Origin of the sequence: Candidatus Merdisoma sp. HCP28S3_D10 (assembly GCF_052065835.1) — a bacterium.
Taxonomy (GTDB): domain Bacteria; phylum Bacillota; class Clostridia; order Lachnospirales; family Lachnospiraceae; genus Laedolimicola.
This window is the reverse complement of the sequence record NZ_JBQHTG010000004.1, coordinates 122,863-149,125: the sequence shown is the minus strand read 5'-3', so window position 1 is coordinate 149,125 and position 26,263 is coordinate 122,863. Positions and strand designations below refer to the sequence as shown.

Sequence of the window (26,263 nt, the reverse complement as noted above, 5' to 3'; positions counted from 1 at the left end):
TATTTCAGTGATAGTGGCACGAATAAAGAGAAATTACAGGAGGAACAGACAATGGAATGGCATAAGAAAGAGATTGTAAGACTAATAGAGGGGATAGAGGACAGCAAGCTGATGGAGTTCTTATACAGATTCATCGTGAGAATATTGCAAAACAGAGGAATGGTGGTATCAAAGCATGAGGAGGTGCGAAATGACAGACTATAAGGAAATGATTATTGTGATACTGGAAAAGATAAAAAAAGAGGAGAATCTGAGGCGAGTGTATAAGCTTTTAGAATATCTCTGGCTGAACGAGTGATGAAACGTGGCAGAAATGGCAGCAGGGCAGGTTCCTGCTGCCTGTACGAGGATAGAAAGGCAGGTTTATGGCAGAAAAGCGGAAGGACAGCAAGGGCCGCATACTGAAGAATGGCGAATATCAGAAGAAAAGCGGCCAGTATGAGTTCCGGTATCTTCAGGGGAGTGAGTGGAAGAGCGTGTATAGCTGGCGCCTGGTGGACACAGATAAAACGCCAGCTGGTAAGAAAGAAGACGTTCCGCTCCGCGAAAAAGAGAAAGGGATACGGCGGGATCTGGAAGATGGAATCAACAGTACGCTGGCGGCCAAGCTCCAGATGAATGATTTGTTTGAAATGTACCTGAGCAGTAAAAAGAAGCTGAGCGATAAGACGAAACGGAAATATCGGCAGCTCTGGAAACTACACGTAAAGGAAAATAGCTTTGGAACGATGTCACCGGCGAAGATAAAGAAGGCGAATGTACAGCGCTTCTATGCGGAATTGAGCAAAGACGGCCTTTCGGATACGACGATCCGAATGTATCATAACAATCTGATTCAGCCGGCCTTTGTCTATGCGGTGGACAATGACCTGATAAGGAAGAACCCGGCCAAGGGCTGCCTGGAAGAGTACACGGTGGCGAAAAAGCGGCAGGCATTGACGCGGAAGGAACAGGAAATGTTCCTGAATTACGTGAAGAACAGTCCGATCTATTGTGTCTATCTTCCGATGTTCCAGATTATGATAGGCACAGCCTGCCGTATTGGTGAAGTATGCGGCCTTACCTGGAGTAACGTGGACATAAAGCATGGGGAGGTACATATTTGTCAACAGCTTATCTATGAGAAGATAGATGATAAAATGACAATGTACATGGGCGAACCCAAGACAGAAAGCGGCAAGCGCACCATCGGTATGATTCAGCAGGTGCGGAAAGCCTTTATAGAGCAGAAACGGATCTGCCTGCAGCTGGGCCGCCGGAGCGAGATAGAAGTGGACGGGCAGAGGGACTTTGTATTTTTGAATAACTGGAATCGACCTTATACGACAACCGGGGTAAATGAAATATTGAAACGGATTGTGAACCGATATAATGCGGAGGAACGGCAGCAGGCCAGGAAGGAGAAGCGAAAGCCGTTCCTGCTGCCTCATATTTCCAATCATATTTTGCGGCATACCGGATGCACCCGGATGGCGGAGGCCGGAATCGATGTGAAGGTTCTGCAGGTAATTATGGGACACAGCGATCCGGCGGTGACCTTAAAGGTATATGACCACGTGGAGAAGGAGCGGATGAAAAAAGAGATTCTGAAGATGGAATATGTGGTCTGAATTTACCAGATATTTTACCAGATTTGAAAAACACAGGATAAAATGTGATAAAACGAAAATTACCGGAAAAGTCCGATTTTATGCGGAAAAGAAACAGGATAAAATCTGATGGACGGTATGTCGGTCTATTTCATTCATAACACTCGGGGACTTCCGGGAGGAAGCCCCCACTCCCTCGTATTTACTGGATTTTCCGAAGAAGGAAGATCCTTTTTTTTACCCGTTTTTGGCCGTTTGACGACAATTTGACGACAATTGTCTTAAAAAACCTCGGAACGAAAGAATGGCTCTGTACAAATCTAATGTGAAAATCAAATGCGAAAATTATTTTAAAATTTCTTCAAACTCGCCTTTTTAGGCCGAGGACAAATCCCCAAACATCATTTATGATTATATCAGGAACAGCAAAAACCTGTTCACAGACAACTGAATAGCAGTTACAGCATGGAAAATTCCGGCGTATATTCTGCAGAATATCAGCGGGGCCTGCGAGGAGAGTTGATGGACCGAGAGGTGAAGATGGAGCAGGTACAGATTGGATTGATTACGGCGGAAGGATAATAACTCACGAAGGGAGCTACAGTGGTTTCCTGGCCCTCGAAATAAGCAGCAGAGGGGACGAGCGGTATAGAATACCGGTCTTGTGAACATCAGAGGATGTCATGCGGCAGGATTGCCAGTAACTCCCACGTACACGGGGCGAAGAGGAACAAGCGTTTACTTACATGGAAAATATGAAATGGAGGGATAAGAAAGGATGTACAAAGGAATCGAGGTTATAGGGATTGATCATGGCTGGTCGTATATGAAGACGATTTCTCATGTGTTTGTGACAGGTGTGGAAGAGATAGCGACAGAACCGGCCTTTACGAAAAATCTGCTGGAATTTGGTGGAAGCTACCTGAAATCCAGGCCCCTGCAGAACCGATCCTTTCTGGAACAGTGGAAGCTGCGGGAACAGGCGCAGATGCAGGCGGAGGAGATCGTACTGCGCGAGATCGTCTGGCAGTACCATTAGATTTTCACTATGATCTCTGGGAGCTTCCGGAAGGAGGCCCCAAGACCAGATACCAGTGGAACCGGGAGGCTATTCAGACCTTAAAGCGGATTGAGTCAGAGGGCCGGAGGGCGACAGCGGAGGAACAGCAGACTCTATCGAAATATGTGGGCTGGGGCGGTCTGTCCCAGGTATTCGATGAACAAAATCCAGGCTGGGCCAAAGAATACGCGGAACTTAAAGGGCTTCTGAATCCGGAGGAATATGCGGCAGCGCGGGCCTCAGTCAATACCGCGTTTTACACGCCGCCGGAGGTGGCGGCCTGCATGGGGCAGGTGTTGGAACAATTCGGATTTCGATCCGGAAATATATTGGAACCGTCTATGGGAATCGGCAGCTTCTTCGGAAGTATGCCGATTTCTTTGCAGAACAGCAAACGCTATGGCGTGGAACTTGATCGAATATCCGGAAGGATAGCAAGGCAGTTGTACCAGACGGCCAAGATTCAGATTACCGGCTTTGAAAAGACTGCTTTTCAGGCCGATTTTTTTGATGTGGTTATTGGAAATGTGCCCTTTGGCGATTATAAGGTTCATGACCCGGCCTACAACAAGTACAATTTCCGGATTCATGATTATTTTATCGCGAAAGCTCTGGATCTGGTAAGACCCGGAGGCATGGTGGCTGTAATTACCACCAAAGGAACCATGGATAAGAGCAATCCGACCGTGAGAAAGTATCTGGCGGAGCGGGCCGAGCTGAAAGGAGCGGTTCGGCTTCCCAGTACAGCATTTAAGGCGCAGGCCGGAGCCGAGGTGACGGCGGATATCCTGTTTTTCCAGAAGCGGGAGCGGAAAATGGAGGTGGAACCGGACTGGGTACATCTGGGATATACGGAGGACGGCATTGCGGTAAATTCCTATTTCGCAGAGCATCCGGAAATGATGCTGGGCAGGATGGAGTATGACAACGGCCCCTTTGGAGCAGACAGCCATTATACCGCCTGTGTAAACCGTGATCCGGATTTCAATCTGTACGCGGCTCTGCGTAAGGCCATCGGCAATATCCATGCAGAGCTGACAAACTTTGAACATGTCGTGGAAAGAGAGGAGACGACAGAGGAAATCATTCCCGCAGACCCGGAGGTAAAAAATTATACTTTTACGTTTCTAAATGGAAAGCTGTATTACCGGGAAAATTCTCAGATGTATCTGCGTGAGGTGTCCGGGCGGGAAAAAGAGCGAATCCAGGGGCTTGACGTGATCCGGAATCAGGTACGCAGCCTGATCCGTCTGGAGCTTGGAGGATGCACAGAGGCGGAATTGAAGCCGGAGCTGGAAAAGCTAAATCAGATCTACGATGCGTATGTGGAAACGTATGGGTATCTGACGGGCACAGAGAATGGCCGTGTCTTCCGAGATGACGCGGATTATCCGCTCTTGTGTTCGCTGGAATGTGTGGAAGAAAACGGGGCTGTCAAAAAGGCAGATATTTTTTATAAGCAGACCATCAAACCGGATGTGCGGGTGGAGCACGTGGATACGGCCACCGAAGCCTTGTATATCTCCATGAATGAGCGAGGCTGCGTGGATCTGGAATTTATGTATGGACTTTATCAGCCGGATTTACTGAAATACCAGAAAGAGGTGGCGGAGGTCACCGGCCAGCAGCCGGAAGAAATTGCATTTACGGAGGCGGAGAAGAAAGAGCTGTCCCTTAGTGCCATTACAGAGGAGCTAAAAGGCATTATTTATCTGAACCCGGAACGTTATCACGCGCAGAGCCCGTGGGACGGCTGGGAGATGGCCGGGGAATATCTGTCAGGCAATGTCCGGAATAAGCTGAAAATCGCCCAGGAGGCAGCAAAGAAGAATCCAGAGCAGTTCCGGGCCAATGTGGAAGCCCTTGAGCTGGTGCAGCCGGAATATATTTCGGCAGCGGATATCAATGTGCGGCTCGGTACGACGTGGATCGATATAGAAGACTATGAGGCCTTCCTGTATGAGCTTCTGGATACCCTGTATCGGTACCAGAGAGGAAACTGGGACGGAAGATATGAAATACGGATCCAACTGAACCGCTACAATATGGAATATCACATCCTGAATAAGTCCATGCACAGTTCCGGCGTGCTGGTGAAAAAGAACTATGGTACCGAGCGGATGGACGCCTATTCCATCGTAGAAGCGACGTTAAATCTGCGGACAGTCGTGGTCAATGACCGGGAAGAGCTGGGCGGAGGAAAGTACCGGTATGTGGTGAATAAGGTGGAAACCATGCTTGCCCGGGAAAAGCAGAACCAGATTCAGGAGGCCTTTCGGGAATGGATTTTTCGGGACCCGGAGCGTCGGCAGAAATACGAACGGTATTATAATGAAACCTTTAACTGTATCCGTCTGAGGGAATACGAGGGTTCATTTCTGCAATTTCCGGGCATGAACCCGGAGATCGAGCTGCTCCCACACCAGAAAAACGCGGTAGTACGTATTCTTTTCGGGGGAAATACCCTACTTGCCCACTGTGTGGGGGCTGGGAAGACCTTCGAAATGGTAGCGGCCTGTAAGGAGCAGAAAAGACTTGGAATTGCCCATAAAACCGCTATGGTAGTACCCAAAAGCGTCATTATGCAGACGGCCAGTGAGTTCCTGCGCCTTTATCCGTCCGCAAATATCCGGATTGCCACGGAACGGGATTTTGAGAAAAGTAGACGCCAGCAGTTCATCAGCAGAATCGCGACCGGGGACTACGACTGTATTATCATGTCCCATTCGCAGTTCGAGAAAATCCAGATTTCGCCGGAGCGCAGGGAACAGCTGCTCAGTGACAAGGTGGAAGAGCTCCAGGAGGCTATTGGAGAGGAAAAAATGAAAAATGGGGAACGCTGGACGATTAAGCAGATGGAAGCGCAGAAGAAGCGGCTGGAAACACAGTTGTCCATGCTTGCGGACGAGCGGCGGAAGGATGATCTGGTCTACTTTGAAGAGCTGGGAATTGACAGTATTATGGTCGATGAAGCACATTTTTATAAAAATATGGCCATCTTTTCCAAAATGAGCAGGGTGTCCGGTATCACAGCAAATGGAGCAAAAAAATGTACGGACATGGAGATGAAGTGTCAGTACCTGACAGAGCTGAACGGCTCCCGGGGAATCGTGTTTGCCACCGGAACGCCCATCAGTAACACCATGTGTGAGATGTATGTGATGCAGACTTACCTGCAAAAAGAGACGCTGGAGCAGATGGGACTAAGCCATTTTGACGCATGGGCCGCCAATTTCAGAGAGGTGACCGCGGCGCTGGAACTGACCGTGGAAGGAAGCGGCTTCCGGTTTAAAAGCCGGTTTAACCGTTTTGTGAATCTCCCGGAGCTTATGAGTATGTTCCGGGAGGTGGCGGACGTGCAGACAGCGGAGATGCTAAATTTAAATATCCCGAAGCTGCGGGGCGGAAAAGCCATTATCGTGGAAACGGAGCCGGATTTCTATGTAAAAGACCTCATGCAGGAAATGGTGGAACGGGCAGATCGCATCCGAAACGGGGCAGTGTCACCGAACGAGGACAATTTCCTGAAAATCACCCATGAGGCGAGACTTTTGGGAACAGACGCGCGTCTGCTGCGTGCGGATGCGCCCAACAATCCGGATGGAAAACTGAATAAGGTGGTAGAAAATGTATTCTATGAATATAAGAAAGCAGAAGCTGATGGCCGGATAGGCTGCCAGCTTATTTTTTCGGATATCGGTACGCCGGGAGGCAAGGAGTTCGACGTCTACCATTATATCAAGGACGAGCTGATGGAACAAGGAATTCCGGAGGAAGAGATTGCGTTTATCCATGACGCCAAGACAGATAAGCAGCGCGCGGCGTTGTTCCGGGAGATGCGCAGCGGCAAGCGGCGTATCCTGATTGGATCCACAGAAAAATGTGGTGTCGGCGTCAATGTACAGCGCCATATCGTAGCCATCCACCATGTGGATTGTCCGTGGAGGCCGGACGAGATCGAACAGCGGGACGGCAGGGGGCTGCGCCAGGGCAACGAGAATAAAGAAGTAGCGGTCTATCGGTATGTGACGAAGGAGACCTTTGGCGCATATAACTGGTCCCTGATCGAGAATAAGCAGCGCTTTATCAGCCAGGTCATGACGAACCAGGCAGTGGGCAGAACCTGTGAGGATATTGACGAAAAAGTTCTGTCCTATGCGGAGATCAAGGCCATCGCCACCGGCAACCCCCTGATTCGTGAAAAAATGGAAGTGGACAACGAGGTACAGAAGCTCCGTGTACTGAAGGCGGCATATCAAAACCAGCAGTATACTATGCAGGACCAGCTTCTGGTGCAGGGACCGAAGGAACTGAAACGGCTGGAGGAGAAGATAAAGGCAGTCACAGTAGATGAAGCCACAGTTCTGCGGACAGAAGGGACAGACTTTCAGCTCCTTATCCGGGGCGAATGCTACAAGGAAAGGGAAGAGGCAGGAAAGGCGTTGCTTGACGCGGCAGCCCTTAGTGATGATGGGGAAAAAATAGGCGAGTATCGTGGATTTTCACTGCTTTTGGAAAAAGGAGCCGGAGATGAAAAAGAAGTGATACTGAAAGGCGCAGGTATCTATCGAATAGAGTTATCCAAAAGCGCCGTCGGAAATATCAGCAGGCTGGACAATCGAATAAAGGAAATGAGTCTCATTAAGACCCGATATCTGGAAGAGAAGACAGAGTGCGAAAGGGAGATGGAGAAAAGCCGGGAGCTTTATGGGAAGCCTTTTCTGCAGGAAGATGCATATCGGGCGGCAGTAAAGCGGCAGGAAGAGCTGAACAGCCTGCTGGATCTGGAAAACAGAAAAGAAGAAACAGAAATCATAACAGAAGACAAGGAGTACGAGAACGTACAGACAAGGAGGATCATATGAATTATACAGTACAGGTAAATGAGGTAAGAACAACGAATCCGGAGAGTGCAGTCAGGGCTTACGCAAGCGTGACCTTTGATGGCGCTTTTAAGGTGGGCAATATCGCGATTCTGGAAAATCGCGCGACCGGTGAACCTTTTATCAGTATGCCAAATTATAAGACCCGCCGGGTTGATGAAAAGAATCAGCCTCAGTATCAGGACATCTGCTATCCGGTGACCAAGGAGTTCCGGGAGCAGCTCTACGGGGATATCCTGGCGGAGTACCGGAACCAGACAAAGACGAAGCCGGGACAGGGAAGAGAGCAGGAACGGAAGAATAACTACAACAGAACGAATACCTCCGGAGGCCGTGGATGCCGTTAAAGCTCGGCAGTCTGTTTGATGGGATCGGGGTCTTTCCGCTGGCGGCGGTGAACTGTGGTATTACACCGGCGTGGGCCAGTGAGATTGAGAAAGCCCCGGTGTCCATCACCAGACGACATTTCCCGGGGATGAAGCAACTGGGGGATATCACAAAGCTGAACGGCGCGGAATTGGAGCCAGTGGATATCCTCACCTTTGGTTCTCCCTGTCAGAACCTGTCTACGGCAGGGGACAGGGAGGGACTGGCCGGGAAAAAGTCAGGCCTGTTTTACGAGGCCATTCGTATTATCAGAGAAATGAGGGATGCAACCAATGGCATATATCCAGCTTTCACTGTTTGGGAGAACGTCATGGGAGCTTTTTCATCGGGAGACCGGATGGATTTTAGAGCCGTGCTGGAAGCGTTCGCAGGCAGCCCGATTCCAATGCCTCCTTCTGAACACTGGGCCAGCGCCGGTATGGTGCGAGGGGGCGAAAGTGATATCAGTTGGCGGCTCCTGGACGCCCAGTATTGGGGAAGCCCCCGGCTCCAGCAGCGAAGAAAACGGATATTCCTTGTGGCGGATTTTAGAGGAAAGCCTAGCGCCCAGGTATTATTTAAGTGCCGCCCAGTGCTCCCGGATTCTAAGGTATGCGGCCAGTCTGGGCCGCCGTCCACCGGAGAGAGTGGAATATTTTCTGAAGAAACAGGGCGGCACATACCCGTCATCCTTCCGATACAGGAGCGGCAAATGCGTGGAGCAGTCAAAGAAAAAGACGAAACCAAGTTTCTCGTCAGTTTTGGACGGCCAGATGAGCCTTTTCCCACACTTCTTGCCAGCAGCGCAAACAGCTTCAGCTTCTGGTATGAAGGAGAAGACTGGAGAAAAGAGGGAGGTATCCGATACCTGACACCACTGGAATGTGAGCGCCTGCAAGGACTGCCGGATCACTGGACGGCCTACGGGTGCGAAGGAGAGATGATCAGCGACAGCGCCCGGTACCGGGCACTGGGTAATTCCATTGCCCTGCCCTGCGCGGAGTATGTGATGGCGGGGATTTGTGAGGTTGAAAAATGACTTGCTGTTGTGCGGACATTTGCGTATAATAAGGGTAGAAGAAAATACAGCATAAGAAAGGAGACATTCTATATGGCAGCAAAATCAGCGAATTTATATGCGAGAATAGAACCGGATGTGAAAGAGCAGGCGGAAAGCATTTTATCTACCCTTGGAATTCCGGCTTCTAATGCAATCAATATGTTTTATAAACAGATTATCTTACAGAGAGGGCTTCCGTTTGAAGTAAAAATTCCATCTGCAAGACCTGTTGATATCAGCGCATTATCGGAAGCAGAGTTCCATGAAGAATTGGAAAAGGGATATGCAGATGTGCAGGCGGGACGCACAAAAAATGCAAGAGAAGTATTTGATGCGATACGTAAGGATTATGGCTTATGATATATGAAGTAAAAATGACGGGGAAGGCGGAGCTTGATTTGAGAGGAGTCTATGAATATATTGCTTTTGAATTGCAGGCACCGGAAAATGCAGCCGGACAAGTTCGACGCCTGGAAGAACAAATCATTAGTTTGGAAACCATGCCGGAACGATACCGGAGATATGAAACGGAGCCCTGGAAAAGTCGAGGACTTCGTGTATTGCCGGTAGATAACTATGTGGTATTGTATATTCCGGATGAAGACAGGAAAACAGTTGAGATCCTGCGTGTGATGTATGGCGGACGCAATATTGATAAGCAATTAAATCTTTATACAAAGCAATAAAAACCAGTGAGGTGTGTATGGAAAAAAATTTTCCATACACACCTTTTTCATTTTGGCGTGAAATCAGCTTTCAAAGATATTCTGGATTGTACCTGTAGCAGGTGTAGTTCTATAGTTAAGAAAAATAAATAAAAATTTTGTAGCTATTCAGAACAGCCCAAAGTACTAGCTGCTGAGTGCGTATGAACATGATTTGGGAGTGTGAAATTCTATCGGTGAGTCCGATTCTCATGGATTTTGTATACATAACTGATCAAGTACTGAACAGTTACCAAATATGAAAAAAGCTATTCTTTTGAATTGGAGCAACGCAAAAGAGACGATGATTAATGATAAAATGTGTACAGGGTGAAAAATAAATATGAAGACCTTGTTGATATAGGAACTGAAATTCCGGTCATTCTGTTCAGCGAGGTCTTTTATTATTTGAATAATATCCTCATCCGGGGAGACGGATACTTTAACTTTATAAGGTTTATTTTTCATACTAATTCTCCTTTTTTGCTACTTTACTATTGTATATAAAATTAGATAATGATATACTAAAATAGAAATAAATAGCAATAAGTGGCATAAAGTAGTAATAAATATGGAGCGAAGGAAATGAAAAGTAAGATTTTTTATAAACTATTCCCATGATATATACAATATGTAAATGTGCAATTCAAATAGCAGTTTATGCTAAGTGTGAAAGAAAATAATAATAATTACTATTATTGACAAAAGAATAATTATCATGTATAATACAGATATACAAGAAACAAAGTATTTATAAAAGAAATGGAGGTCAAATTATGACTTACGATTTAAACATTACCTTTGATGACAATTTAGTAACAGGAAATAAAACAATCGATACACAGCACAAAGAATTGATTGACCGTATTCAGAACTTTGTAATTGCCTGTCAAAATGGCGACAGCAAGGTAAAAGCGATCAAACTTCTGGATTATCTTAATGAGTATACTGACTTTCATTTTAAAGAAGAAGAAGCACTTCAGGAAAAAGCCGGTTATCCAGAGCGTGAAAAACATTATGAAAGACATGAAGAGTTTAAAAAGACAATTCAGGAACTGTATGAATACCTTCAGGAGTATGAAGGACCAACAGATCGGTTTAGTGAACTTGTACAGAAAAATGTAATCGACTGGCTGTTTGGACACATTAAAACATACGACCGCTCTGTGGCAGAATTTATCTTTATGAGACAAAATCCAGACCGATGCTAAAATAAACTAGGGGCTGTTACACAAATGCAGCCCCTTTCCTGTTATAGCGATATTCTAGGTAATATATTGCGCTGGCATGACATATTATTTTACTACTACTATATGGGAAGAGCAAGCAGCTCTTCTTTTTTTGTCCTTTTTATCCAATTTTAAGTTGTAAAGTCTCTTTTCATGCCAACAGAAATATGTTAAATTGATTTTATAGAACAAGATATAATTCCACTTATATATCGGAGGAAAATGAATGAGAGAGAAAACTATATATGAGAAGATTGCAGAAAAGTATAACACAACACCAGAAGAAGTACGCAGAGAAATGCAGATAGCCATAGATGCAGGATTTGATAATCCTGACCCGGCTGTGCAGGAAGAATGAAAGAAAATGACACTTAAAGGAGACAGGCCCACACCGGAAGAAGTAATCAATTACGCAGTAAAAAAATTAAAAGGAAATTAAAAATATGAAGAAAAAGATAATTGCAGTAATTTCAGGAACAGCAATCTTGATAATTGCTGCAGGAAGTATTTAGGGGGAATTTGAATCCAATCATAAAGAAGGCGAACCAGATGTAGTTGGAACTTTTTCTGTAAATCGGGATGAAAATATAACCGTGGTCGCAAATAGGGAAGATATTGAGGATAGAGAAGCGTTTGCAAGAAAACTTTTGCAGATGTACAAGGATGATTCTTTTCATTCGACAAAATTCTCCACAGACAGAGGATATGCGACGAACATTGATATGAACATCTATTTATGGAAAGAGGATATTGAAGACGGGGAATCGGTAATGACAGCCGAATATAGACCTGTAGAATACGGAAAGGACTATGATGTTGTCAATAATCCTGATAAATTTCAACTATATATAGATGGAAAAGAGATTAAATAGTAATTTCCTGAAAGCAAGCTTTTTGTCAATTATTTCAAAGAAAAATTAAAGGATAACAATACATAGTTTTGACAATGATATTTTGAAAAATTTTATAGGAATGCTCTATTATCAAATTGACATAGGAATATGGTAGCGTATAATTAGAATTGAATACACTGAAAAAATGGAGGAATTACATGAAAGCACATAAATATTGGTCAGTAGGAGCTTTAATCACAATGATTGGAACTTTTTATACAGGATATAAAGGGTTAAAAGCAGCACACAAATACTTTGCATTTGGCTCTCTGATATGCATGATTATGGCAGTCTATTCTGGTCATAAAATGATTTCGGGTAATAAAAGAACAAGAAAACAGGTGAAAAATACAAAAGCGGAGGAATAGTAAATGTTAGAGTTAGGAATAAAAGCACCGGATTTTGAATTGCCGGATCAGAACGGAGAAGTGCATAAATTAAGCGATTATGCAGGAAAAAAAGTGATCTTATATTTTTATCCAAAGGATAATACACCAGGATGTACGAAGCAGGCATGTGGCTTTTCTGAGCGTTATCCACAGTTTACTGAGAAGGGAGCTGTTATTCTCGGAGTAAGCAAGGACTCTGTAGCGTCTCACAAGAGATTTGAAGAAAAATACGGACTAGCATTTACGCTATTAGCAGATCCGGAGCGTAAAGTTATTGAAGCATATGATGTCTGGAAAGAAAAGAAAAATTATGGAAAAGTATCTATGGGTGTAGTAAGAACTACATATCTTATTGATGAGCAGGGAATCATTATAAAGGCAAATGATAAAGTCAAGGCGGCAGATGATCCTGAAAATATGCTTAAGGAATTGGCATAATGAAGATTATTTTATCACCTGCAAAAAAGATGATTGTAGATACCGATAACTTAGCACCGGTTGAACTGCCTGTCTATATTGATAAGACAGCAGAAGTATTAAGCTGGATGAAAAGCAAATCAAAAGAAGAACTGAAAACTATCTGGAAATGTAATGACAAGATTGCAGAGCAGAACTTTAACAGATTGGAAAATATGGATCTTTATAACAGGCTTACTCCGGCTGTTTTAGCATATGAAGGGATTGCATTTCAATATATGGCACCATCTGTGTTTGAAATCCAGCAGTTTGAGTATTTGCAAAATCATTTAAGAATCTTGTCTGCGTTTTATGGCATTTTAAAACCAATGGATGGTGTGACTCCTTATCGTCTTGAAATGCAGGCAAAGGTTGGAATTGGAGATGCAAAAAATCTGTATGAGTACTGGGGAGAATTGTTATACCGCTCAGTAATCGATGACAGTAGGATTATCATTAATCTTGCATCAAAAGAATACTCAAAATGTATAGAAAAGTATCTGACACCACAGGACAGATATATTACGATTGTATTTTGCGAGTTATCCGGAGATAAATTGGTAACAAAAGGTACCTATGCCAAGATGGCTCGTGGTGAAATGGTCAGATTCATAGCGGAAAATAATATTGAAAATCCGGTGGAGATTCAGAAATTTGACAGACTCGGATATTCGTTTAGGTCTGATTTATCTTCAGATTCAGAATATGTATTTGAACGCAAAATAAAATAGTAATAATGAGAATTATTACTATTTTATTGACAACAGGACAATAGTGGTATATAATCTTTATAAAGAACTAATCCTAATAAGGAGGACAAATGACAAGCAGGAGAAATACCATTCAAAAAGATCTTGTAAGAAATACCGTATACGAAATGAGAAGACACGTTACGGTAAATGAAGTGTATGAATTTATAAAAGAAGCATATCCAACAATTGGAAAAGGAACTGTATATAGAAATCTTGATATATTGGTAGAGGAAGGTGCATTAAGAAAGGTTGAAGTTCCGGATGGACCGAACCGATTTGATTTTATATTGAAAAATCATTACCATGTAAGATGTATAAAGTGCGGTGAAATTTTTGATGTGGATATGGATCAAATACCGGATTTGCTGGAAAGAATTCATAACACTCATGGAATTGAATTTGTGGATTATGATATTTCATTTAAAGGTATTTGCCCGAAATGCAGGGAGAAGGTAAAGGAGGAACAGCATGGATAGGAAAGCAATGTATAAGTTGAGTTATGGACTGTTTATATTGACCGCTAAAGAAGCAGAAAAAGATAACGGATGCATCATTAATACAGCCATTCAGGCAGCTTCGGAACCAAACCAGTTAAGTATCTGTGTAAATAAGGCAAATTATACGCATGATATGATTCAAAGAACCGGAAAATTTACTGTATCAGTCTTAAGTCAGAAGGCACAATTTGAATTGTTCAAACATTTTGGCTTCCAATCAGGAAGAGATACCAATAAGTTTGAAGCATTTGAGCAGTGTGCCAGGGGCACAAATGGTATTTATTATATTACAGAAGGTACAAATGCATACATTTCTGTGACAGTTACTAAAACAGAGGACTTGGGTTCACATACGATGTTTATCGGTGAGATAACCGATATGGAAGTTTTAAGCAATGTTCCTTCAGTAACATATGATTATTATCAGAATAATATTAAGCCTAAGCCACAGGAGGTTGGAAAAACAGAGGACAGTCAGACAATATGGCGTTGCAGAATTTGCGGATATGAATATGTAGGCGAGGAATTACCAGATGACTTTATATGTCCTTTGTGCAAGCACCCGGCATCAGATTTTGAAAAAGTAGTAAAGAAAACGGAGGTAAAAGAGATGGCAGCAAACAAATATGCAGGAACACAGACAGAGAAGAATTTACAGGAGGCATTTGCAGGGGAATCACAGGCAAGAAATAAGTATACCTTTTTTGCTTCTGTAGCAAAAAAGGAAGGTTACGAGCAGATGTCAGCATTGTTTTTAAAGACTGCAGATAATGAGAAAGAGCATGCTAAGATGTGGTTCAAGGAATTATCAGGAATTGGTGATACAAAAGAAAACTTAGCTGCTGCTGCAGAAGGAGAGAACTACGAGTGGACAGATATGTATGATGGCTTTGCTAAAACAGCAGAGGAAGAAGGTTTCCCTGAGCTTGCAGCAAAATTTAGAGCAGTAGGAGAAATTGAAAAGCACCATGAGGAGAGATATCGTGCACTTCTTAAGAACATTGAAACTGCTCAGGTGTTTGAGAAGAGCGAAGTGAAGGTATGGGAATGCCGTAACTGTGGACATATTGTAGTCGGAACAAAGGCTCCAGAGGTATGCCCGGTATGCCATCATCCGCAGAGTTATTTTGAAGTACGTGAAGAGAATTATTAAGGGGAATAGACATGGAAGTAAAATATTATGTATGTAAGCATTGTGGAAACATTATTGAAAAGGTAAAAGACAAAAGTGTACCTGTAATTTGTTGTGGAGAGCCGATGCCGGAACTGAAAGCCGGAGTAACAGATGCCGCAGTTGAAAAGCATGTACCGGTATATACACTAGACGGTAATCTGGTTCATGTTGTTGTTGGAGAAATCAAACATCCAATGCTTGAAGAACACTTTATTGAATGGATTACATTAAATACCAATCAGGGCGTTTATAGAAAACAGTTAAATCCAGGACAGGAGCCGGTTGCAGATTTCTGTCTTTGTGACGGAGAGCAGGTGGAGGAAGTATATGCATACTGCAATTTACATGGATTATGGAAATGTTAAAATAAACTTTGTACATACGAATACTATAGAGTAATAAGGATACAAAAGCAAAATAGGTGTGAATGAACAATATTTTACAAGGAGGATTCAATAATGAAATATGTATGTGACGTTTGCGGATGGGAATATGATGAAGAGGAAGGTTATCCTGAAGGTGGTATTGCACCAGGAACAAAATGGGAGGATGTTCCGGAAGATTTTGAATGCCCATTATGTAATGTTGGAAAAGATGAGTTTTCAGAAGTTGAATAGAAGCCTAATCTTTTGTTAAATACGGATGGATAAACCAAAACCCTGGTGCGTGAGCAACAGGGTTTTTTATTGCGATATTTTGTGATGATATCACAGAAAATAATTTACCTTTTGCTTATAATGTAGCTACAAACTAAGTAAGGAGGTAGTCTAAATGAGATTAAAAGATAAAGTTGCAATCATTACGGGTGGCAGTCGTGGTATAGGATTTGCTACAGCTGATAAATTCTTGAAGGAAGGTGCTTCAGTTGTGTTGGCAGCAAGTTCACAGGAATCAGCAGATGTTGCTGTAGATAAATTAAAAGAAAAATATCCCAATGCAATAGTTGCTGGAATTAGTCCAAATCTGGCAAGCATGGAGTCAGTCAGAAAGGCTTTTAAAGAGGTAACTGAAAAATATGGATGTGTCGACATACTGGTAAATAATGCAGGAATTTCAGAAAATACCTCATTTATGGATTATACAGAGGAGACTTTTGATAAAGTCATTGACCTAAATGTAAAAGGAGTATTTAATACTACTCGTGTAGCAGCAGAATGTATGGTGGCAAGAGGCAAGGGGGTCATTCTTTCAACTTCTTCCATGGTGAGTATTTCGGGACAGCCAAGTGGGGTTGCTTATCCGGCATCAAAGTTTGCAGTAAACGGATTGACTGTATCATTAGCAAGAGAACTAGGACCTAAAGGTATTCGTGTTAATGCTGTTGCACCTGGGATTACAGAAACTGATATGATGAAAGCTGTGCCAAAGGAAGTTATCGAACCTATGATTGAAAGAATTCCATTGTGTCGTCTTGGACAGCCAGAAGATATTGCCAATGCGTTTGTGTTTCTTGCTTCAGATGAGGCGAGTTACATTACAGGTGTTATATTAAGTGTAGATGGTATGGCAAGAAGTTAATTTAATGTGGTATGGTGATGTAATCACGGAAAACAAATGAAATTAAGACTATAATAAAGCTACAAAAAGAAAAAGATAAGGAGGACTGTAAAATGTCTGCTATTAATATCAATAAAAATAATTTTCAGAACGAAGTACTGAATTCCGATAAAACCGTTCTTTTAGATTTTTGGGCATCTTGGTGTGCGCCTTGCCGTATGGTAGTACCTATTGTAGAGGAGATTGCAGGTGAGCGTAGGGATATTAAAGTTGGAAAGATTAATGTAGATGAAGAGCCTGAACTGGCAAATAAGTTCAGTATTATGAGCATTCCGACTTTAGTGGTTATGAAGAATGGGAAGCTTGTACAGCAGGTTTCAGGGGCGAGACCTAAGAATGCGATTTTAGAAATGCTTTAGGGAGGTGTGCTAATGGGATTTTTTGATTTCTTCAAACAGTCGAATATTAATCAAGGCATAGAAGAATATAAAAGGACTGCTGGTGCAGTTCTGCTGGATGTCCGTACTCCGCAGGAATATCAGGAAGGACATATACCAGAAAGTAAAAATGTGCCGTTGCAGCAACTAGACAATATTGTTTCTGTAGCGAAGAATAAGGATATCCCTCTGTTTGTATACTGTTATTCCGGTTCTCGGAGCCGTCAGGCAACTGGGATGTTGCAACGAATGGGATATTCTAAAGTAAATAATATCGGTGGCATTGCAGCTTACTCAGGAAAGGTGGAAAAATAAGATGAAGGTAATAATTGTAGGAGGTGTAGCCGGAGGAGCTACAGCCGCAGCAAGAATACGCAGACTGAATGAACATGCAGAAACATGAAAATTCATCATGAAGTTATCTCAATACATCCCGAATGTAAAACTGTTTCAGTGAAGAATTTAGAAAACGGTGAAATATTTGAAGAAAACTATGATAAGCTGATCCTCTCTCCAGGTGCAAAGCCTACACAGCCGAGACTTCCCGGAGTAGGTATTGATAAACTTTTTACACTTCGTACTGTAGAAGACACTTTTCGGATAAAGGAATATATAAATAAGAATCATCCTAAATCGGTTTTATTGGTCTGGAACTGGCAGAAAATTTGAGGGAGCTTGGCATGGATGTTACGATTGTCCAGCGGCCTAAGCAGCTGATGAACCCTTTTGACCCGGATATGGCATCCATGATCCATAATGAAATGAGAAAGCATGGGATAAAACTGGTACTGGGCTATACAGTAGAAGGATTTAAAGAAAAAGACAACGGAGTGGAGGTTCTGTTGAAAGATAATCCATCATTTCAGGCTGATATGGTAGTTCTGGCAATCGGAGTCACACCAGACACAGTATTAGCAAAAGAAGCCGGTCTGGAACTTGGCATCAAGGAAAGTATTGTAGTGAATGACAGAATGGAAACCTCCGTACCGGATATTTATGCTGCAGGTGATGCAGTTCAGGTAAAACATTATGTTACTGGCAATGATGCGTTAATCTCTTTAGCGGGACCTGCCAATAAACAGGGAAGGATCATTGCTGATAATATTTGTGGCGGTGATAGTCGTTACTTGGGCAGTCAGGGAAGCTCCGTTATCAAAGTGTTTGATATGACAGCAGCCACTACAGGTATCAATGAAACCAATGCCAAAAAGTCAGGATTAGAGGTAGATACAGTAATTCTTTCTCCTATGAGTCATGCCGGTTACTATCCTGGCGGAAAAGTGATGACTATGAAGGTGGTTTTTGAAAAAAAGACGTATCGTTTGCTTGGTGCTCAGATTATTGGATATGAAGGAGTTGATAAACGTATTGATGTGCTGGCAACAGCAATCCATGCAGGGCTGAAGGCAACCCAGCTGAAAGATTTGGATCTCGCATATGCACCACCTTATTCTTCTGCCAAGGATCCTGTAAATATGGCCGGATTCATGATAGACAATATAGCAAAAGGGACCTTAAAACAATGGCATTTGGAAGATATGGATAAGATTTCTAAAGATAAAAGTGCTGTGTTGCTGGATGTGAGAATGGTAGATGAATTTAGCAGGGGACATATGGATAGATTCAAAAATATTCCTGTAGATGAACTGAGGGAACGGATCAATGAAATTGAGAAAGGAAAGCCTGTGTATCTGATATGCCAGAGTGGTCTGCGCAGTTATATTGCGAGCCGTATTCTGGAAGGAAATGGTTATGAAACGTATAATTTCTCTGGCGGATTTCGCTTCTATGATGCAGTGGTCAATGACCGTGCGCTGATTGAAAGGGCATATGCATGTGGTATGGATTATTAAAAATAATCACGATATTTTTATAATTTTCTTATAGCATAAAAAGATCCCCCATTTATTAGAATGACTTTCATAATTCTGATAAATGGAGGATTCTTCTTTATATGTTACAGAAAAACAATTTTATGACCTTTGGAGTATTTCCAGTCTTTTTGGATCAAGGATTGTGATTTTGCCGCGGGAGAGTTTGACAAGACCCTCGCCTTGAAAGTATCGAAGCATTCGAGTGATAACTTCCCTGTGGGAACCAAGATGATTAGCAATCGTCTCATGAGTGATTTTCAGCTCGTTTGTTCCTTCGGTAGAGGTCTCTTCTAAAAGAAATGAAGCAACACGCTTATCCAAACTCTTCCACATGATTTGTTCAATCAGCCACATGACATCGGAAAAACGGGTGGCTATTAACTCATTGGTATAGTTTGCGACGGGAGCAGATTCCTTCATAATGCCCTTATAGATTTCATCAGGGATGATCCAAAGATCAGTATCTTTTTCTGCTTCAATGGTTACTTCAAATTGAATGGAGCGTATGATACATGAGGCGGATAAAAGACACATATCCATATCGAACAGACGGTAAAGTGTAATCTCTCGTCCTTCATCTGAAAGTATCTTAGAAGTAAGAAAAAACTGAGCAGCAAGACCAAGGCAAAATATCGTCAGCTCTGGAAGCTTCATGTGGCGGAGAGTCCTCTTGGGCTAATGGCCCCGGGAAAAATGAAGAAAGCGAATATCCAACATTTCTATGCAGGGTTAAGCGATGAAGGACTGTCTGACACTACCATACGAATGTATCATAACAATTTGATTCAGCCGACACTGGTATATGCTGTTGACAATGATTTGTTGAGAAAAAATCCGGCAAAGGGGTGTTTGGACGGGTATGCAGATTATAAAAAGCGAAATGCCCTGACGCGAGAGGAGCAGAGAATCTTTCTTGATTTTGTAAAGAACAGTAAATATTACAAAGTATATCTTCCGATGCTTCAAATTATGATAGGGACAGCCTGCAGAATCGGAGAAATATCCGGTCTTACATGGGACGACGTGGATATGAAGAAGCGGGAAATTCATATTAACCATCAGTTGGTCTATGAAAAGGTGGATGGAAAGGCGACGTTGGATATTGATACACCCAAGTCAGAAAGTGGAAATCGAACAATAGGAATGACTTCCCAGGTAAGAAATGCATTTCTTGAACAAAAAGCGCTTTGCATCAGGCTTGGAAGGAGAAGTGCTGTAGAGGTAGACGGGTACAAGGATTTTATATTTTTGAATAATTGGAACCGGCCATATACAACTACGGGATTCAATGCTGTTTTAGGGAGAATAGTTACCCATTATAATAAGGAAGAGCAAAAGAAAGCAGAGAAGGAAAAAAGAAAACCGCTTCTTTTACCACATATTTCAAATCATATTCTTCGGCATACAGGCTGTACCAGAATGGCAGAGGCAGGAATGGATATCAAAGTTCTGCAAACAATTATAGGACATAGTGATCCTGCTATTACCTTAAAAGTTTATGATCATGTAGATAATGAACGAATGAAAAATGAGGTGTTGAAGGTAGAGTATGTGGTCTAAACTGACGACAGAACTGACGACAATTCTGACGACAATCTCGAAAAAAGAGACAAAACGAGATAAGAAGCAAAATGCCGAAAAAGCCTTATTTTATAAGGAAAAATGGCGCTTGACAAGAGAAGATAAAGGGTAGTTGAAAGTATTTCATTCATAACACTCGGGGACTTCCGGGAGGAAGCCCCCACTCCCTCGTAAACATGGGTTTCTCAGAAATGGGAAGCCCTTTTTTGATGCCGATTTTACCCGTTTTTGGCCGTTTGACGATAGAGGTAATGGGACTTGCCGTGCTTCCGTCGCGGCTTCAGAAGGAAATGGACCAGCTTGCCGGAGCAATTTTGGAAGGAAAGGGATTCCTGGAAGTGTTGTAAAAAGAATTCTGCTAGGCAGATTCTGGAACAAAAAAACGATGGGCCAACCGGCAGGTAGACCGGAGCCCATCGTTTTTTGACTCAGAATCTGGATTTACAGAACCTGCATTCCGCCGTACTTCCGGATCATCAGTACGCTGCAGGCACCCTCGCCGAATACGCTGTCCAGAGCAGCCTTGTATTCTGCTACTGCTTCATTTTTCACAAAGGCCTGGATAGTTCCGGCAAAGCCGCCGCCGTGTACACGGCTGACGCCGTTGCTGCCGAGAATGGCGTCGCTGACTGCCAGGGCCACAGATACGTTCTGGTGGGTAATGTCGTGGTTGGTGTATACATTCTGAAGATACTTGAAGGAGGAATCGCCGGAGGCCTTTACGATTTTCAGGAAAGTGTCGAAGTCCTCTGTCTTCAGAGCGGCCACCTCTTCCTGTACCCGCACGTTTTCCGTTACAAAGTGAATGGCGCGTAAGTAAGCGCGGTCGCCGGCCTTTTCACGAATCTCTGCTGCATGGGAGAGAAGCTGCTCCAGAGTAATACCATGCAGAAGCTCCTGACCGAGTACAGCAGCCACGGCGCGCATTTCAGCGGGAACGGCTGCGTAATCCGGGGTCAGATCCGCATGGGAGCCCTTGGTGTCGGTGATACAGAGACTGTATCCATATTTTACCAGATCGCAGCTTACATTTTCGATAACTGGGTGAGCCACGTCCGCAAAATCAATATGTACCAGATTACCCACGGAGCTGGCCATCTGATCCATCAGCCCGGAGGGTTTTCCGAAGTGGACGTTCTCCGCATACTGGCCGATGATGGCGATATCAACCGGGGAAAGCTTCATCTCATTGTAGAGGCCGGATACGATGGTTCCGATGATGGTTTCGAAAGCGGCAGAGGAAGACAGGCCTGCGCCAATCAGTACGTCGCTGGTCACATAAGCCTGGAAGCCGCCGATTTTGCCGCCATGGTTTTTGATTCCTTCCAGCACGCCGCGGATCAGGGAATCGGTGGTTCCTTTCAGTTCTTCCTTTACCTCCAGATCGTCCAGGGATACGGTAATCATATCGTAACAGTCAGATACCACACGGACAACCGGCTCTGCCAGCGGCGCAGTGATGGCGATAGCGTCCAGGTTGATGGAAGCGGCCAGTACTTCACCGTGCTGATGGTCGGTGTGATTGCCGCCGATCTCGCTGCGGCCCGGAGCGCTGAAGATTGCGATCTCTCCGGCTCCATACAGCTCCTCATAGCGTGTCAGGGCGTCGATGTAACGCTGACGCTGATAGTCCAGACGACTTTCGTCCAGGTAGATGTCCAGTAATGTGGAATCCAACTCCCGGTTTTGTAACAGATTTTTTATTTCTCCCGTTGTTTTCATTAGAACTCTCCTTATATTATGTGAAATTTATACATGATTTCATAGTAAACGATTTTGGATTGTTTGTCAATCACTGGAAAAATCAACAGAAATCAAAAAGCGGAACGTAAAATATTACCCTAAAAAAGTAAAAAAATAACTTTGTTTTAGTTGGGATTGTGTTATAATTTTACTGTAGTTCATAACTGCAACCAAATTAAAGGGAGGATTCACTATGAAAAAGAAACTTTTAGCAGTTGTATTATGCGGCGCTATGGCATTATCCATGCTGGCAGGCTGCGGCGGCAAGAAGGAGGACACTCCGGCAGCTGACGCTACTGCAGAGGCAGAAGCAGGCGACGTAGCAGACGCTGCAGAGGCAACCGGAGATCTCTCCGATGCTAACATCGCAGTATTCTATTACACCTACTCTGACACATATATCTCTTCTGTTCGTACCGCACTGGATGCGAAGCTGGACAGCCTTGGAGTAAAGTATCAGAACTATGACGCAAACAACAACCAGACCACACAGAACGAGCAGATCGATACCGCTCTTGCACAGGGCGCAAACATTCTGATCGTAAACATCGTTACCTCCGGTTCTGTAGACGCTTCCCAGGCAGTTGTTGATAAGGCATCCGCTAAGGGCGTTGACCTGATTTTCTTCAACAGAGCAGTTGAGGATGACACTACAGCAGGACAGGTTCTTGGTTCCTATGACAAGTGCGCGTTCGTTGGAACAGACGCTCCGGAAGCAGGACATATGCAGGGTAAGATGATCGGTGATTACCTGGTTGAGAACTTTGACAAGGTTGACCTGAACGGCGACGGCAAGATTTCCTACGCTATGATGATGGGTCAGCTTGGTAACGCAGAGGCTATTTACCGTACTCAGTTCGCAGTAGAGGACGCTAACGCAGTTCTTAAGGAGGCTGGCAAGCCGGAGCTTGAGTACTTCGACCCGACCAACACAGACAAGTATCAGGTAGACCAGGACGGCGCATGGAGCGCAACCGCTGCAAATAACTACATGACCACCAACATGTCCCAGTACAACGAGGGTAACGGCAACATGATCGAGCTGGTTATCTGCAACAACGACGGTATGGCTGAGGGCGTTATCTCCGCACTGAACGATAAGGGATACAACCTGGGAACAGCTGATTCCACTCTGATTCCGGTATTCGGCGTAGACGCTACAGACGCGGCAAAGCAGCTCATCAGCGACGGCAAGATGGTTGGTACCATCAAGCAGGACGCAGAGGGTATGGCAGACTGTATCTCCATCATGGCTCAGAACGCAGCTAAGGGCGCAGCTCTGACAGACGGAACTGACAGCTACAATGCAGACGCAGAGATCAGCAACAAGATTTACGTTCCGTACGCACCGTACACAGGAGAGTAAATCACAGGAAACGATTGAAAAAGATAGCAAAGTAAGGATACAACAAAGGCGGCCGTAAGTTACGTCCGCCTTTGTGTCAACGAGATGGGAGGAAGAGTATGGAGCATGATGTTCTCTTACAAATGACAGACATCTGTAAAGAATTCCCCGGTGTCAAGGCGCTGGATCATGTTTCTTTGACAGTGAAGAGGGGAACCGTCCACGCGCTGATGGGAGAAAACGGCGCAGGAAAATCCACCCTGATGAAATGCTTGTTTGGTATGTATGCCAAGAATAGCGGACAGATTTTTCTGGAAGGCAAAGAAATTAATTTCAAGAATTCGAAGGAAGCACTGGAAAACGGTGTGGCAATGGTGCATCAGGAGCTGAATCAGGCACTGAAGCGTAATGTAATGGACAACCTGTGGCTGGGACGTTATCCCAAGATTGCAGGCGTCATGGTAAATGAGAAAAAAATATACGATGATACGAAGGCTGTTTTTAAGGAGCTGGGCATCGACGTAGATCCGAAGCGGATTATGAGTACGATGCCGGTATCCCAGAGACAGATGGTGGAGATTGCAAAAGCCGTTTCCTATAATTCCAAGGTCATCGTATTTGACGAGCCTACTTCTTCACTGACAGAGCAGGAAGTAGAGCATTTATTCGAGATTATAAATATGCTGCGTGACAGAGGCTGCGGCATTATCTATATTTCCCATAAGATGGCAGAGATTTTACGGATTTCTGATGAAGTTACCATCATGCGGGATGGTCAGTATGTGGCAACCCGTCCGTCAAGTGAGTTGACTACCGATGAGATTATCCGTCTGATGGTAGGCCGTGAGCTGACCAACCAGTTCCCGCCGAAGACCAATACGCCGGGTGAGATTGCGCTGGAGGTAGAGAATCTGACAGCTCAGTATTCCCTGCTGAAGGATGTATCTTTCAATGTAAGAAAGGGCGAGATCGTGGGTCTGGCAGGTCTGGACGGCAGCGGAAGAACAGAGACTCTGGAGAATATCTTCGGTATTGCTACCCGTCATTCCGGAACCATCAGGCTTCACGGAAAAGAAATGAAGAACCGCAATGCCCGGGAGTCTATCCGCAACGGATTTGCCCTGCTGACAGAGGAACGGCGTGCTACCGGTATCTTCGGCATTCTGAATATCCGGGAGAATACCGTTATTTCCAGCTTAAAGAAGCATTTGCGTATGGGCTTCTGGCTGGACGAAAAGTCCATGAAAAAGGATACCCAGTGGTCTATTGACGCCATGCATACGAAGACCCCGACCCAGGAGACGAAAATTCGTTCCCTGTCCGGTGGAAATCAGCAGAAGGTTATTCTGGGACGCTGGCTTCTGACCGAGCCGGAAGTACTGCTTCTGGACGAGCCTACCCGAGGAATTGACGTAGGAGCGAAGTACGAGATCTACCAGCTTATCATCGACCTGGCCAATAAGGGCAAATGTGTCATTGTGGTATCTTCTGAGATGCCGGAGCTTCTTGGTATCTGCGACCGGATTCTGGTTATGTCCGGCGGACGGCTGGCAGGCGAAGTAAATGCAAGTGAGACGACGCAGGAAGAGATTATGACTCATGCTGCGAAATACGTATAAAGGGGGCGGCGCGATATGAACATTTTTTCTAATATGAAATCCAACTGGAACGCAAAGATTTCCAGTTACCATGCATTGGACAGCAAGGATAAGAAAACCTTCTGGAAAGAGGCACTGATCAACAACGCCATGTATATTCTGATTCTTGTGGCGATTATTTACACACAGGCGAAGAACAGCTATTTCCTGAAGCCGGATTCTATCGTCAATATTATTTCACTTTCCGCGGCAAATATTCCGATTGCCTGCGGTATTGCAGGTTGTATCGTACTGACTGGTACAGACCTTTCTGCCGGACGAGTAGTAGGTCTGACTGCATGTATTTCCGCATCTCTGCTGCAGTCTGTAACTTATGCTACTAAAATGTTCCCGGATCTTCCGGTTATGCCGATTTGGCTGGTTATCCTGATTGCCATCGCAGTGGGCGGTCTGGTAGGCTGGGTCAATGGTTTCTTCGTGGCGAAGTTCTCTCTGCATCCGTTTATCGTAACACTGGCAACACAGCTGATCGTATACGGCTGCCTGCTGATGTACATTATGATCAATGGCAACAATGGTCAGCCACTTTCCGGACTTGACCAGTCCTTCAAGGATTTTGTAACCGGAAGCCACCTGTCTGTAGCAGGCGTTCCGATTCCGAATTATGTATTCTACGCAATTGTAGTTGTTATTTTCATGTGGTTCATGTGGAATAAGACAACCTTCGGTAAGAATATGTTCGCGGTAGGTTCCAGCCCGGAGGCTGCTAACGTATCCGGTGTAAATGTTATGAAGACTACCATTCTGGTACATACCCTGGCAGGCTGTATGTATGGTATTACCGGGTTCATTGAGTCCGCCCGTATCGGTTCTAACCAGGCAGGTACCGGTCTGAACTACGAGTGTGACGCAATCGCGGCCTGCGTTATCGGCGGCGTTTCCTTTGTTGGCGGTACCGGTAAGATCAGCGGCGTAGTAATGGGAGTATTCCTGCTTCGTATTATTTTCGTAGCGTTGCAGTTCCTTTCCATCAACCAGAACCTGCAGTACATCATCAAGGGTATGATTATCCTGATTGCCTGCTCCATCGATATGAGAAAGTATCTGGTACGTAAGTAATCCATTTTCAGAAAAGG

The 26,263-nt window shown here is 44.2% G+C and carries 28 protein-coding genes and 2 pseudogenes; 28 read left to right on the top strand and 2 right to left on the bottom strand.

Features of this window, described 5'->3' with window-relative positions:
• The first annotated feature begins 51 nt into the window (after positions 1-51).
• The 23 genes and pseudogenes from ACTNCH_RS11085 (at position 52) to ACTNCH_RS10975 (ending at position 18,839) form a co-directional block, all read left to right on the top strand.
• On the top strand, positions 52-204 hold the full coding sequence (locus ACTNCH_RS11085; RefSeq protein ID WP_441018118.1) for a hypothetical protein: 153 nt from the start codon (positions 52-54) through the stop codon (positions 202-204).
• A 161-nt stretch (positions 205-365) separates the two neighbouring features.
• Positions 366-1,610: a tyrosine-type recombinase/integrase gene (locus ACTNCH_RS11080; RefSeq protein ID WP_441018120.1), complete on the top strand. Its 1,245-nt coding sequence runs from the start codon at positions 366-368 to the stop codon at positions 1,608-1,610.
• Between the two features lie 757 nt (positions 1,611-2,367).
• On the top strand, positions 2,368-2,628 hold the full coding sequence (locus ACTNCH_RS11075; protein ID WP_441018122.1) for a hypothetical protein: 261 nt from the start codon (positions 2,368-2,370) through the stop codon (positions 2,626-2,628).
• Positions 2,553-7,514 (top strand): N-6 DNA methylase, encoded by a 4,962-nt coding sequence (locus ACTNCH_RS11070; protein WP_441018124.1) that lies wholly within the window; start codon positions 2,553-2,555, stop codon positions 7,512-7,514. The genes ACTNCH_RS11075 and ACTNCH_RS11070 overlap by 76 nt, the downstream gene beginning before the upstream one ends.
• The gene (locus tag ACTNCH_RS11065) at positions 7,511-7,879 is read left to right on the top strand and encodes a SpoVG family protein (RefSeq protein WP_441018126.1); all 369 of its coding nucleotides are present in this window, start codon (positions 7,511-7,513) and stop codon (positions 7,877-7,879) included. The genes ACTNCH_RS11070 and ACTNCH_RS11065 overlap by 4 nt, the downstream gene beginning before the upstream one ends.
• Positions 7,870-8,937: a DNA cytosine methyltransferase gene (locus ACTNCH_RS11060; RefSeq protein WP_441018128.1), complete on the top strand. Its 1,068-nt coding sequence runs from the start codon at positions 7,870-7,872 to the stop codon at positions 8,935-8,937. Before ACTNCH_RS11065 ends, ACTNCH_RS11060 begins: the two co-directional genes overlap by 10 nt.
• Before the next feature lie 72 nt (positions 8,938-9,009).
• Complete coding sequence (locus tag ACTNCH_RS11055; RefSeq protein ID WP_178038033.1) at positions 9,010-9,318, top strand: type II toxin-antitoxin system RelB/DinJ family antitoxin; 309 nt, start codon at positions 9,010-9,012, stop codon at positions 9,316-9,318.
• Positions 9,315-9,644, top strand: a complete 330-nt coding sequence (locus ACTNCH_RS11050) for a type II toxin-antitoxin system RelE/ParE family toxin (RefSeq protein WP_441018130.1) — start codon at positions 9,315-9,317, stop codon at positions 9,642-9,644. Before ACTNCH_RS11055 ends, ACTNCH_RS11050 begins: the two co-directional genes overlap by 4 nt.
• 794 nt (positions 9,645-10,438) lie before the next feature.
• A complete protein-coding gene (locus ACTNCH_RS11045; RefSeq protein ID WP_349165450.1) occupies positions 10,439-10,873 on the top strand; it encodes a bacteriohemerythrin in 435 nt (144 codons plus the stop codon).
• A gap of 244 nt (positions 10,874-11,117) precedes the next feature.
• Positions 11,118-11,249: a sporulation initiation factor Spo0A C-terminal domain-containing protein gene (locus tag ACTNCH_RS11040; RefSeq protein ID WP_227750867.1), complete on the top strand. Its 132-nt coding sequence runs from the start codon at positions 11,118-11,120 to the stop codon at positions 11,247-11,249.
• Between the two features lie 235 nt (positions 11,250-11,484).
• A complete protein-coding gene (locus ACTNCH_RS11035) occupies positions 11,485-11,763 on the top strand; it encodes a hypothetical protein (protein WP_441018132.1) in 279 nt (92 codons plus the stop codon).
• Positions 11,764-11,942: 179 nt separating this feature from the next.
• Positions 11,943-12,152, top strand: coding sequence for a DUF6219 family protein (locus ACTNCH_RS11030; RefSeq protein ID WP_008708189.1), 210 nt, complete (start codon positions 11,943-11,945; stop codon positions 12,150-12,152).
• Between the two features lie 3 nt (positions 12,153-12,155).
• Positions 12,156-12,611, top strand: a complete 456-nt coding sequence (gene bcp / locus ACTNCH_RS11025; RefSeq protein ID WP_024854727.1) for a thioredoxin-dependent thiol peroxidase — start codon at positions 12,156-12,158, stop codon at positions 12,609-12,611.
• Positions 12,611-13,360, top strand: coding sequence for a peroxide stress protein YaaA (yaaA, locus tag ACTNCH_RS11020; protein WP_441018135.1), 750 nt, complete (start codon positions 12,611-12,613; stop codon positions 13,358-13,360). The genes bcp and yaaA overlap by 1 nt, the downstream gene beginning before the upstream one ends.
• Before the next feature lie 89 nt (positions 13,361-13,449).
• Entirely contained in the window at positions 13,450-13,857 is a 408-nt protein-coding gene (locus ACTNCH_RS11015) for a Fur family transcriptional regulator (RefSeq protein ID WP_441018137.1), read from the top strand.
• A pseudogene (locus ACTNCH_RS11010) lies at positions 13,850-14,470 on the top strand (flavin reductase); the annotation flags it as partial. The gene ACTNCH_RS11015 and the pseudogene ACTNCH_RS11010, both read left to right, overlap by 8 nt.
• An 18-nt stretch (positions 14,471-14,488) precedes the next feature.
• Complete coding sequence (gene rbr / locus ACTNCH_RS11005; RefSeq protein ID WP_441018368.1) at positions 14,489-15,031, top strand: rubrerythrin; 543 nt, start codon at positions 14,489-14,491, stop codon at positions 15,029-15,031.
• A gap of 11 nt (positions 15,032-15,042) precedes the next feature.
• The gene (locus ACTNCH_RS11000; RefSeq protein ID WP_441018139.1) at positions 15,043-15,417 is read left to right on the top strand and encodes a desulfoferrodoxin family protein; all 375 of its coding nucleotides are present in this window, start codon (positions 15,043-15,045) and stop codon (positions 15,415-15,417) included.
• 93 nt (positions 15,418-15,510) lie between these two features.
• Positions 15,511-15,669 (top strand): rubredoxin, encoded by a 159-nt coding sequence (locus ACTNCH_RS10995; protein ID WP_441018141.1) that lies wholly within the window; start codon positions 15,511-15,513, stop codon positions 15,667-15,669.
• A 154-nt stretch (positions 15,670-15,823) separates the two neighbouring features.
• Positions 15,824-16,570: an SDR family NAD(P)-dependent oxidoreductase gene (locus ACTNCH_RS10990; protein WP_441018143.1), complete on the top strand. Its 747-nt coding sequence runs from the start codon at positions 15,824-15,826 to the stop codon at positions 16,568-16,570.
• 92 nt (positions 16,571-16,662) lie between these two features.
• Positions 16,663-16,968 carry a thioredoxin gene (gene trxA, locus ACTNCH_RS10985; RefSeq protein WP_441018145.1) on the top strand — a complete coding sequence of 102 codons (306 nt, stop codon included), beginning with the start codon at positions 16,663-16,665 and terminating at the stop codon, positions 16,966-16,968.
• Positions 16,969-16,980: 12 nt separating this feature from the next.
• A complete protein-coding gene (locus tag ACTNCH_RS10980; RefSeq protein WP_021737561.1) occupies positions 16,981-17,301 on the top strand; it encodes a rhodanese-like domain-containing protein in 321 nt (106 codons plus the stop codon).
• Between the two features lies 1 nt (position 17,302).
• Positions 17,303-18,839: pseudogene (locus tag ACTNCH_RS10975) on the top strand (FAD-dependent oxidoreductase).
• Positions 18,840-18,959: 120 nt separating this feature from the next.
• Here ACTNCH_RS10975 and ACTNCH_RS10970 read toward each other — a convergent pair.
• Positions 18,960-19,514, bottom strand: a complete 555-nt coding sequence (locus tag ACTNCH_RS10970; RefSeq protein WP_441018147.1) for a Crp/Fnr family transcriptional regulator — start codon at positions 19,512-19,514, stop codon at positions 18,960-18,962.
• A 24-nt stretch (positions 19,515-19,538) separates the two neighbouring features.
• On the opposite strand from ACTNCH_RS10970, the gene ACTNCH_RS10965 reads away from it, so the two are divergent.
• Positions 19,539-20,420 (top strand): tyrosine-type recombinase/integrase, encoded by an 882-nt coding sequence (locus ACTNCH_RS10965; protein WP_441018149.1) that lies wholly within the window; start codon positions 19,539-19,541, stop codon positions 20,418-20,420.
• Between the two features lie 230 nt (positions 20,421-20,650).
• Entirely contained in the window at positions 20,651-20,788 is a 138-nt protein-coding gene (locus ACTNCH_RS10960; RefSeq protein WP_441018380.1) for a hypothetical protein, read from the top strand.
• A 94-nt stretch (positions 20,789-20,882) separates the two neighbouring features.
• Here the strand turns inward: ACTNCH_RS10960 and ACTNCH_RS10955 are convergent, their stop codons facing one another.
• Positions 20,883-22,163 (bottom strand): galactokinase, encoded by a 1,281-nt coding sequence (locus ACTNCH_RS10955; protein ID WP_441018151.1) that lies wholly within the window; start codon positions 22,161-22,163, stop codon positions 20,883-20,885.
• A 214-nt stretch (positions 22,164-22,377) separates the two neighbouring features.
• Here ACTNCH_RS10955 and ACTNCH_RS10950 point away from each other — a divergent pair, with 214 nt between their 5' ends.
• The 3 genes from ACTNCH_RS10950 (at position 22,378) to ACTNCH_RS10940 (ending at position 26,246) form a co-directional block, all read left to right on the top strand.
• Entirely contained in the window at positions 22,378-23,550 is a 1,173-nt protein-coding gene (locus ACTNCH_RS10950; protein ID WP_441018153.1) for a galactose ABC transporter substrate-binding protein, read from the top strand.
• 98 nt (positions 23,551-23,648) lie between these two features.
• A complete protein-coding gene (locus tag ACTNCH_RS10945) occupies positions 23,649-25,148 on the top strand; it encodes a sugar ABC transporter ATP-binding protein (RefSeq protein ID WP_441018155.1) in 1,500 nt (499 codons plus the stop codon).
• Between the two features lie 15 nt (positions 25,149-25,163).
• Complete coding sequence (locus ACTNCH_RS10940) at positions 25,164-26,246, top strand: galactose/methyl galactoside ABC transporter permease MglC (protein WP_441018157.1); 1,083 nt, start codon at positions 25,164-25,166, stop codon at positions 26,244-26,246.
• Positions 26,247-26,263 lie beyond the last annotated feature (17 nt).

Excerpts from the sequence above, each read along its gene's own strand:
- ACTNCH_RS11085 (WP_441018118.1), top strand. The coding sequence starts at position 52 with ATGGAATGGCATAAGAAAGAGATTGTAAGACTAATAGAGGGGATAGAG.
- ACTNCH_RS11080 (WP_441018120.1), top strand. The coding sequence starts at position 366 with ATGGCAGAAAAGCGGAAGGACAGCAAGGGCCGCATACTGAAGAATGGC.
- ACTNCH_RS11075 (WP_441018122.1), top strand. The coding sequence starts at position 2,368 with ATGTACAAAGGAATCGAGGTTATAGGGATTGATCATGGCTGGTCGTAT.
- ACTNCH_RS11065 (WP_441018126.1), top strand. The coding sequence starts at position 7,511 with ATGAATTATACAGTACAGGTAAATGAGGTAAGAACAACGAATCCGGAG.
- ACTNCH_RS11060 (WP_441018128.1), top strand. The coding sequence starts at position 7,870 with ATGCCGTTAAAGCTCGGCAGTCTGTTTGATGGGATCGGGGTCTTTCCG.
- ACTNCH_RS11055 (WP_178038033.1), top strand. The coding sequence starts at position 9,010 with ATGGCAGCAAAATCAGCGAATTTATATGCGAGAATAGAACCGGATGTG.
- ACTNCH_RS11050 (WP_441018130.1), top strand. The coding sequence starts at position 9,315 with ATGATATATGAAGTAAAAATGACGGGGAAGGCGGAGCTTGATTTGAGA.
- ACTNCH_RS11045 (WP_349165450.1), top strand. The coding sequence starts at position 10,439 with ATGACTTACGATTTAAACATTACCTTTGATGACAATTTAGTAACAGGA.
- ACTNCH_RS11040 (WP_227750867.1), top strand. The coding sequence starts at position 11,118 with ATGAGAGAGAAAACTATATATGAGAAGATTGCAGAAAAGTATAACACA.
- ACTNCH_RS11030 (WP_008708189.1), top strand. The coding sequence starts at position 11,943 with ATGAAAGCACATAAATATTGGTCAGTAGGAGCTTTAATCACAATGATT.
- bcp (WP_024854727.1), top strand. The coding sequence starts at position 12,156 with ATGTTAGAGTTAGGAATAAAAGCACCGGATTTTGAATTGCCGGATCAG.
- yaaA (WP_441018135.1), top strand. The coding sequence starts at position 12,611 with ATGAAGATTATTTTATCACCTGCAAAAAAGATGATTGTAGATACCGAT.
- ACTNCH_RS11015 (WP_441018137.1), top strand. The coding sequence starts at position 13,450 with ATGACAAGCAGGAGAAATACCATTCAAAAAGATCTTGTAAGAAATACC.
- rbr (WP_441018368.1), top strand. The coding sequence starts at position 14,489 with ATGGCAGCAAACAAATATGCAGGAACACAGACAGAGAAGAATTTACAG.
- ACTNCH_RS11000 (WP_441018139.1), top strand. The coding sequence starts at position 15,043 with ATGGAAGTAAAATATTATGTATGTAAGCATTGTGGAAACATTATTGAA.
- ACTNCH_RS10995 (WP_441018141.1), top strand. The coding sequence starts at position 15,511 with ATGAAATATGTATGTGACGTTTGCGGATGGGAATATGATGAAGAGGAA.
- ACTNCH_RS10990 (WP_441018143.1), top strand. The coding sequence starts at position 15,824 with ATGAGATTAAAAGATAAAGTTGCAATCATTACGGGTGGCAGTCGTGGT.
- trxA (WP_441018145.1), top strand. The coding sequence starts at position 16,663 with ATGTCTGCTATTAATATCAATAAAAATAATTTTCAGAACGAAGTACTG.
- ACTNCH_RS10980 (WP_021737561.1), top strand. The coding sequence starts at position 16,981 with ATGGGATTTTTTGATTTCTTCAAACAGTCGAATATTAATCAAGGCATA.
- ACTNCH_RS10970 (WP_441018147.1), bottom strand. The coding sequence starts at position 19,514 with ATGAAGCTTCCAGAGCTGACGATATTTTGCCTTGGTCTTGCTGCTCAG.
- ACTNCH_RS10965 (WP_441018149.1), top strand. The coding sequence starts at position 19,539 with ATGGCCCCGGGAAAAATGAAGAAAGCGAATATCCAACATTTCTATGCA.
- ACTNCH_RS10960 (WP_441018380.1), top strand. The coding sequence starts at position 20,651 with ATGCCGATTTTACCCGTTTTTGGCCGTTTGACGATAGAGGTAATGGGA.
- ACTNCH_RS10955 (WP_441018151.1), bottom strand. The coding sequence starts at position 22,163 with ATGAAAACAACGGGAGAAATAAAAAATCTGTTACAAAACCGGGAGTTG.
- ACTNCH_RS10950 (WP_441018153.1), top strand. The coding sequence starts at position 22,378 with ATGAAAAAGAAACTTTTAGCAGTTGTATTATGCGGCGCTATGGCATTA.
- ACTNCH_RS10945 (WP_441018155.1), top strand. The coding sequence starts at position 23,649 with ATGGAGCATGATGTTCTCTTACAAATGACAGACATCTGTAAAGAATTC.
- ACTNCH_RS10940 (WP_441018157.1), top strand. The coding sequence starts at position 25,164 with ATGAACATTTTTTCTAATATGAAATCCAACTGGAACGCAAAGATTTCC.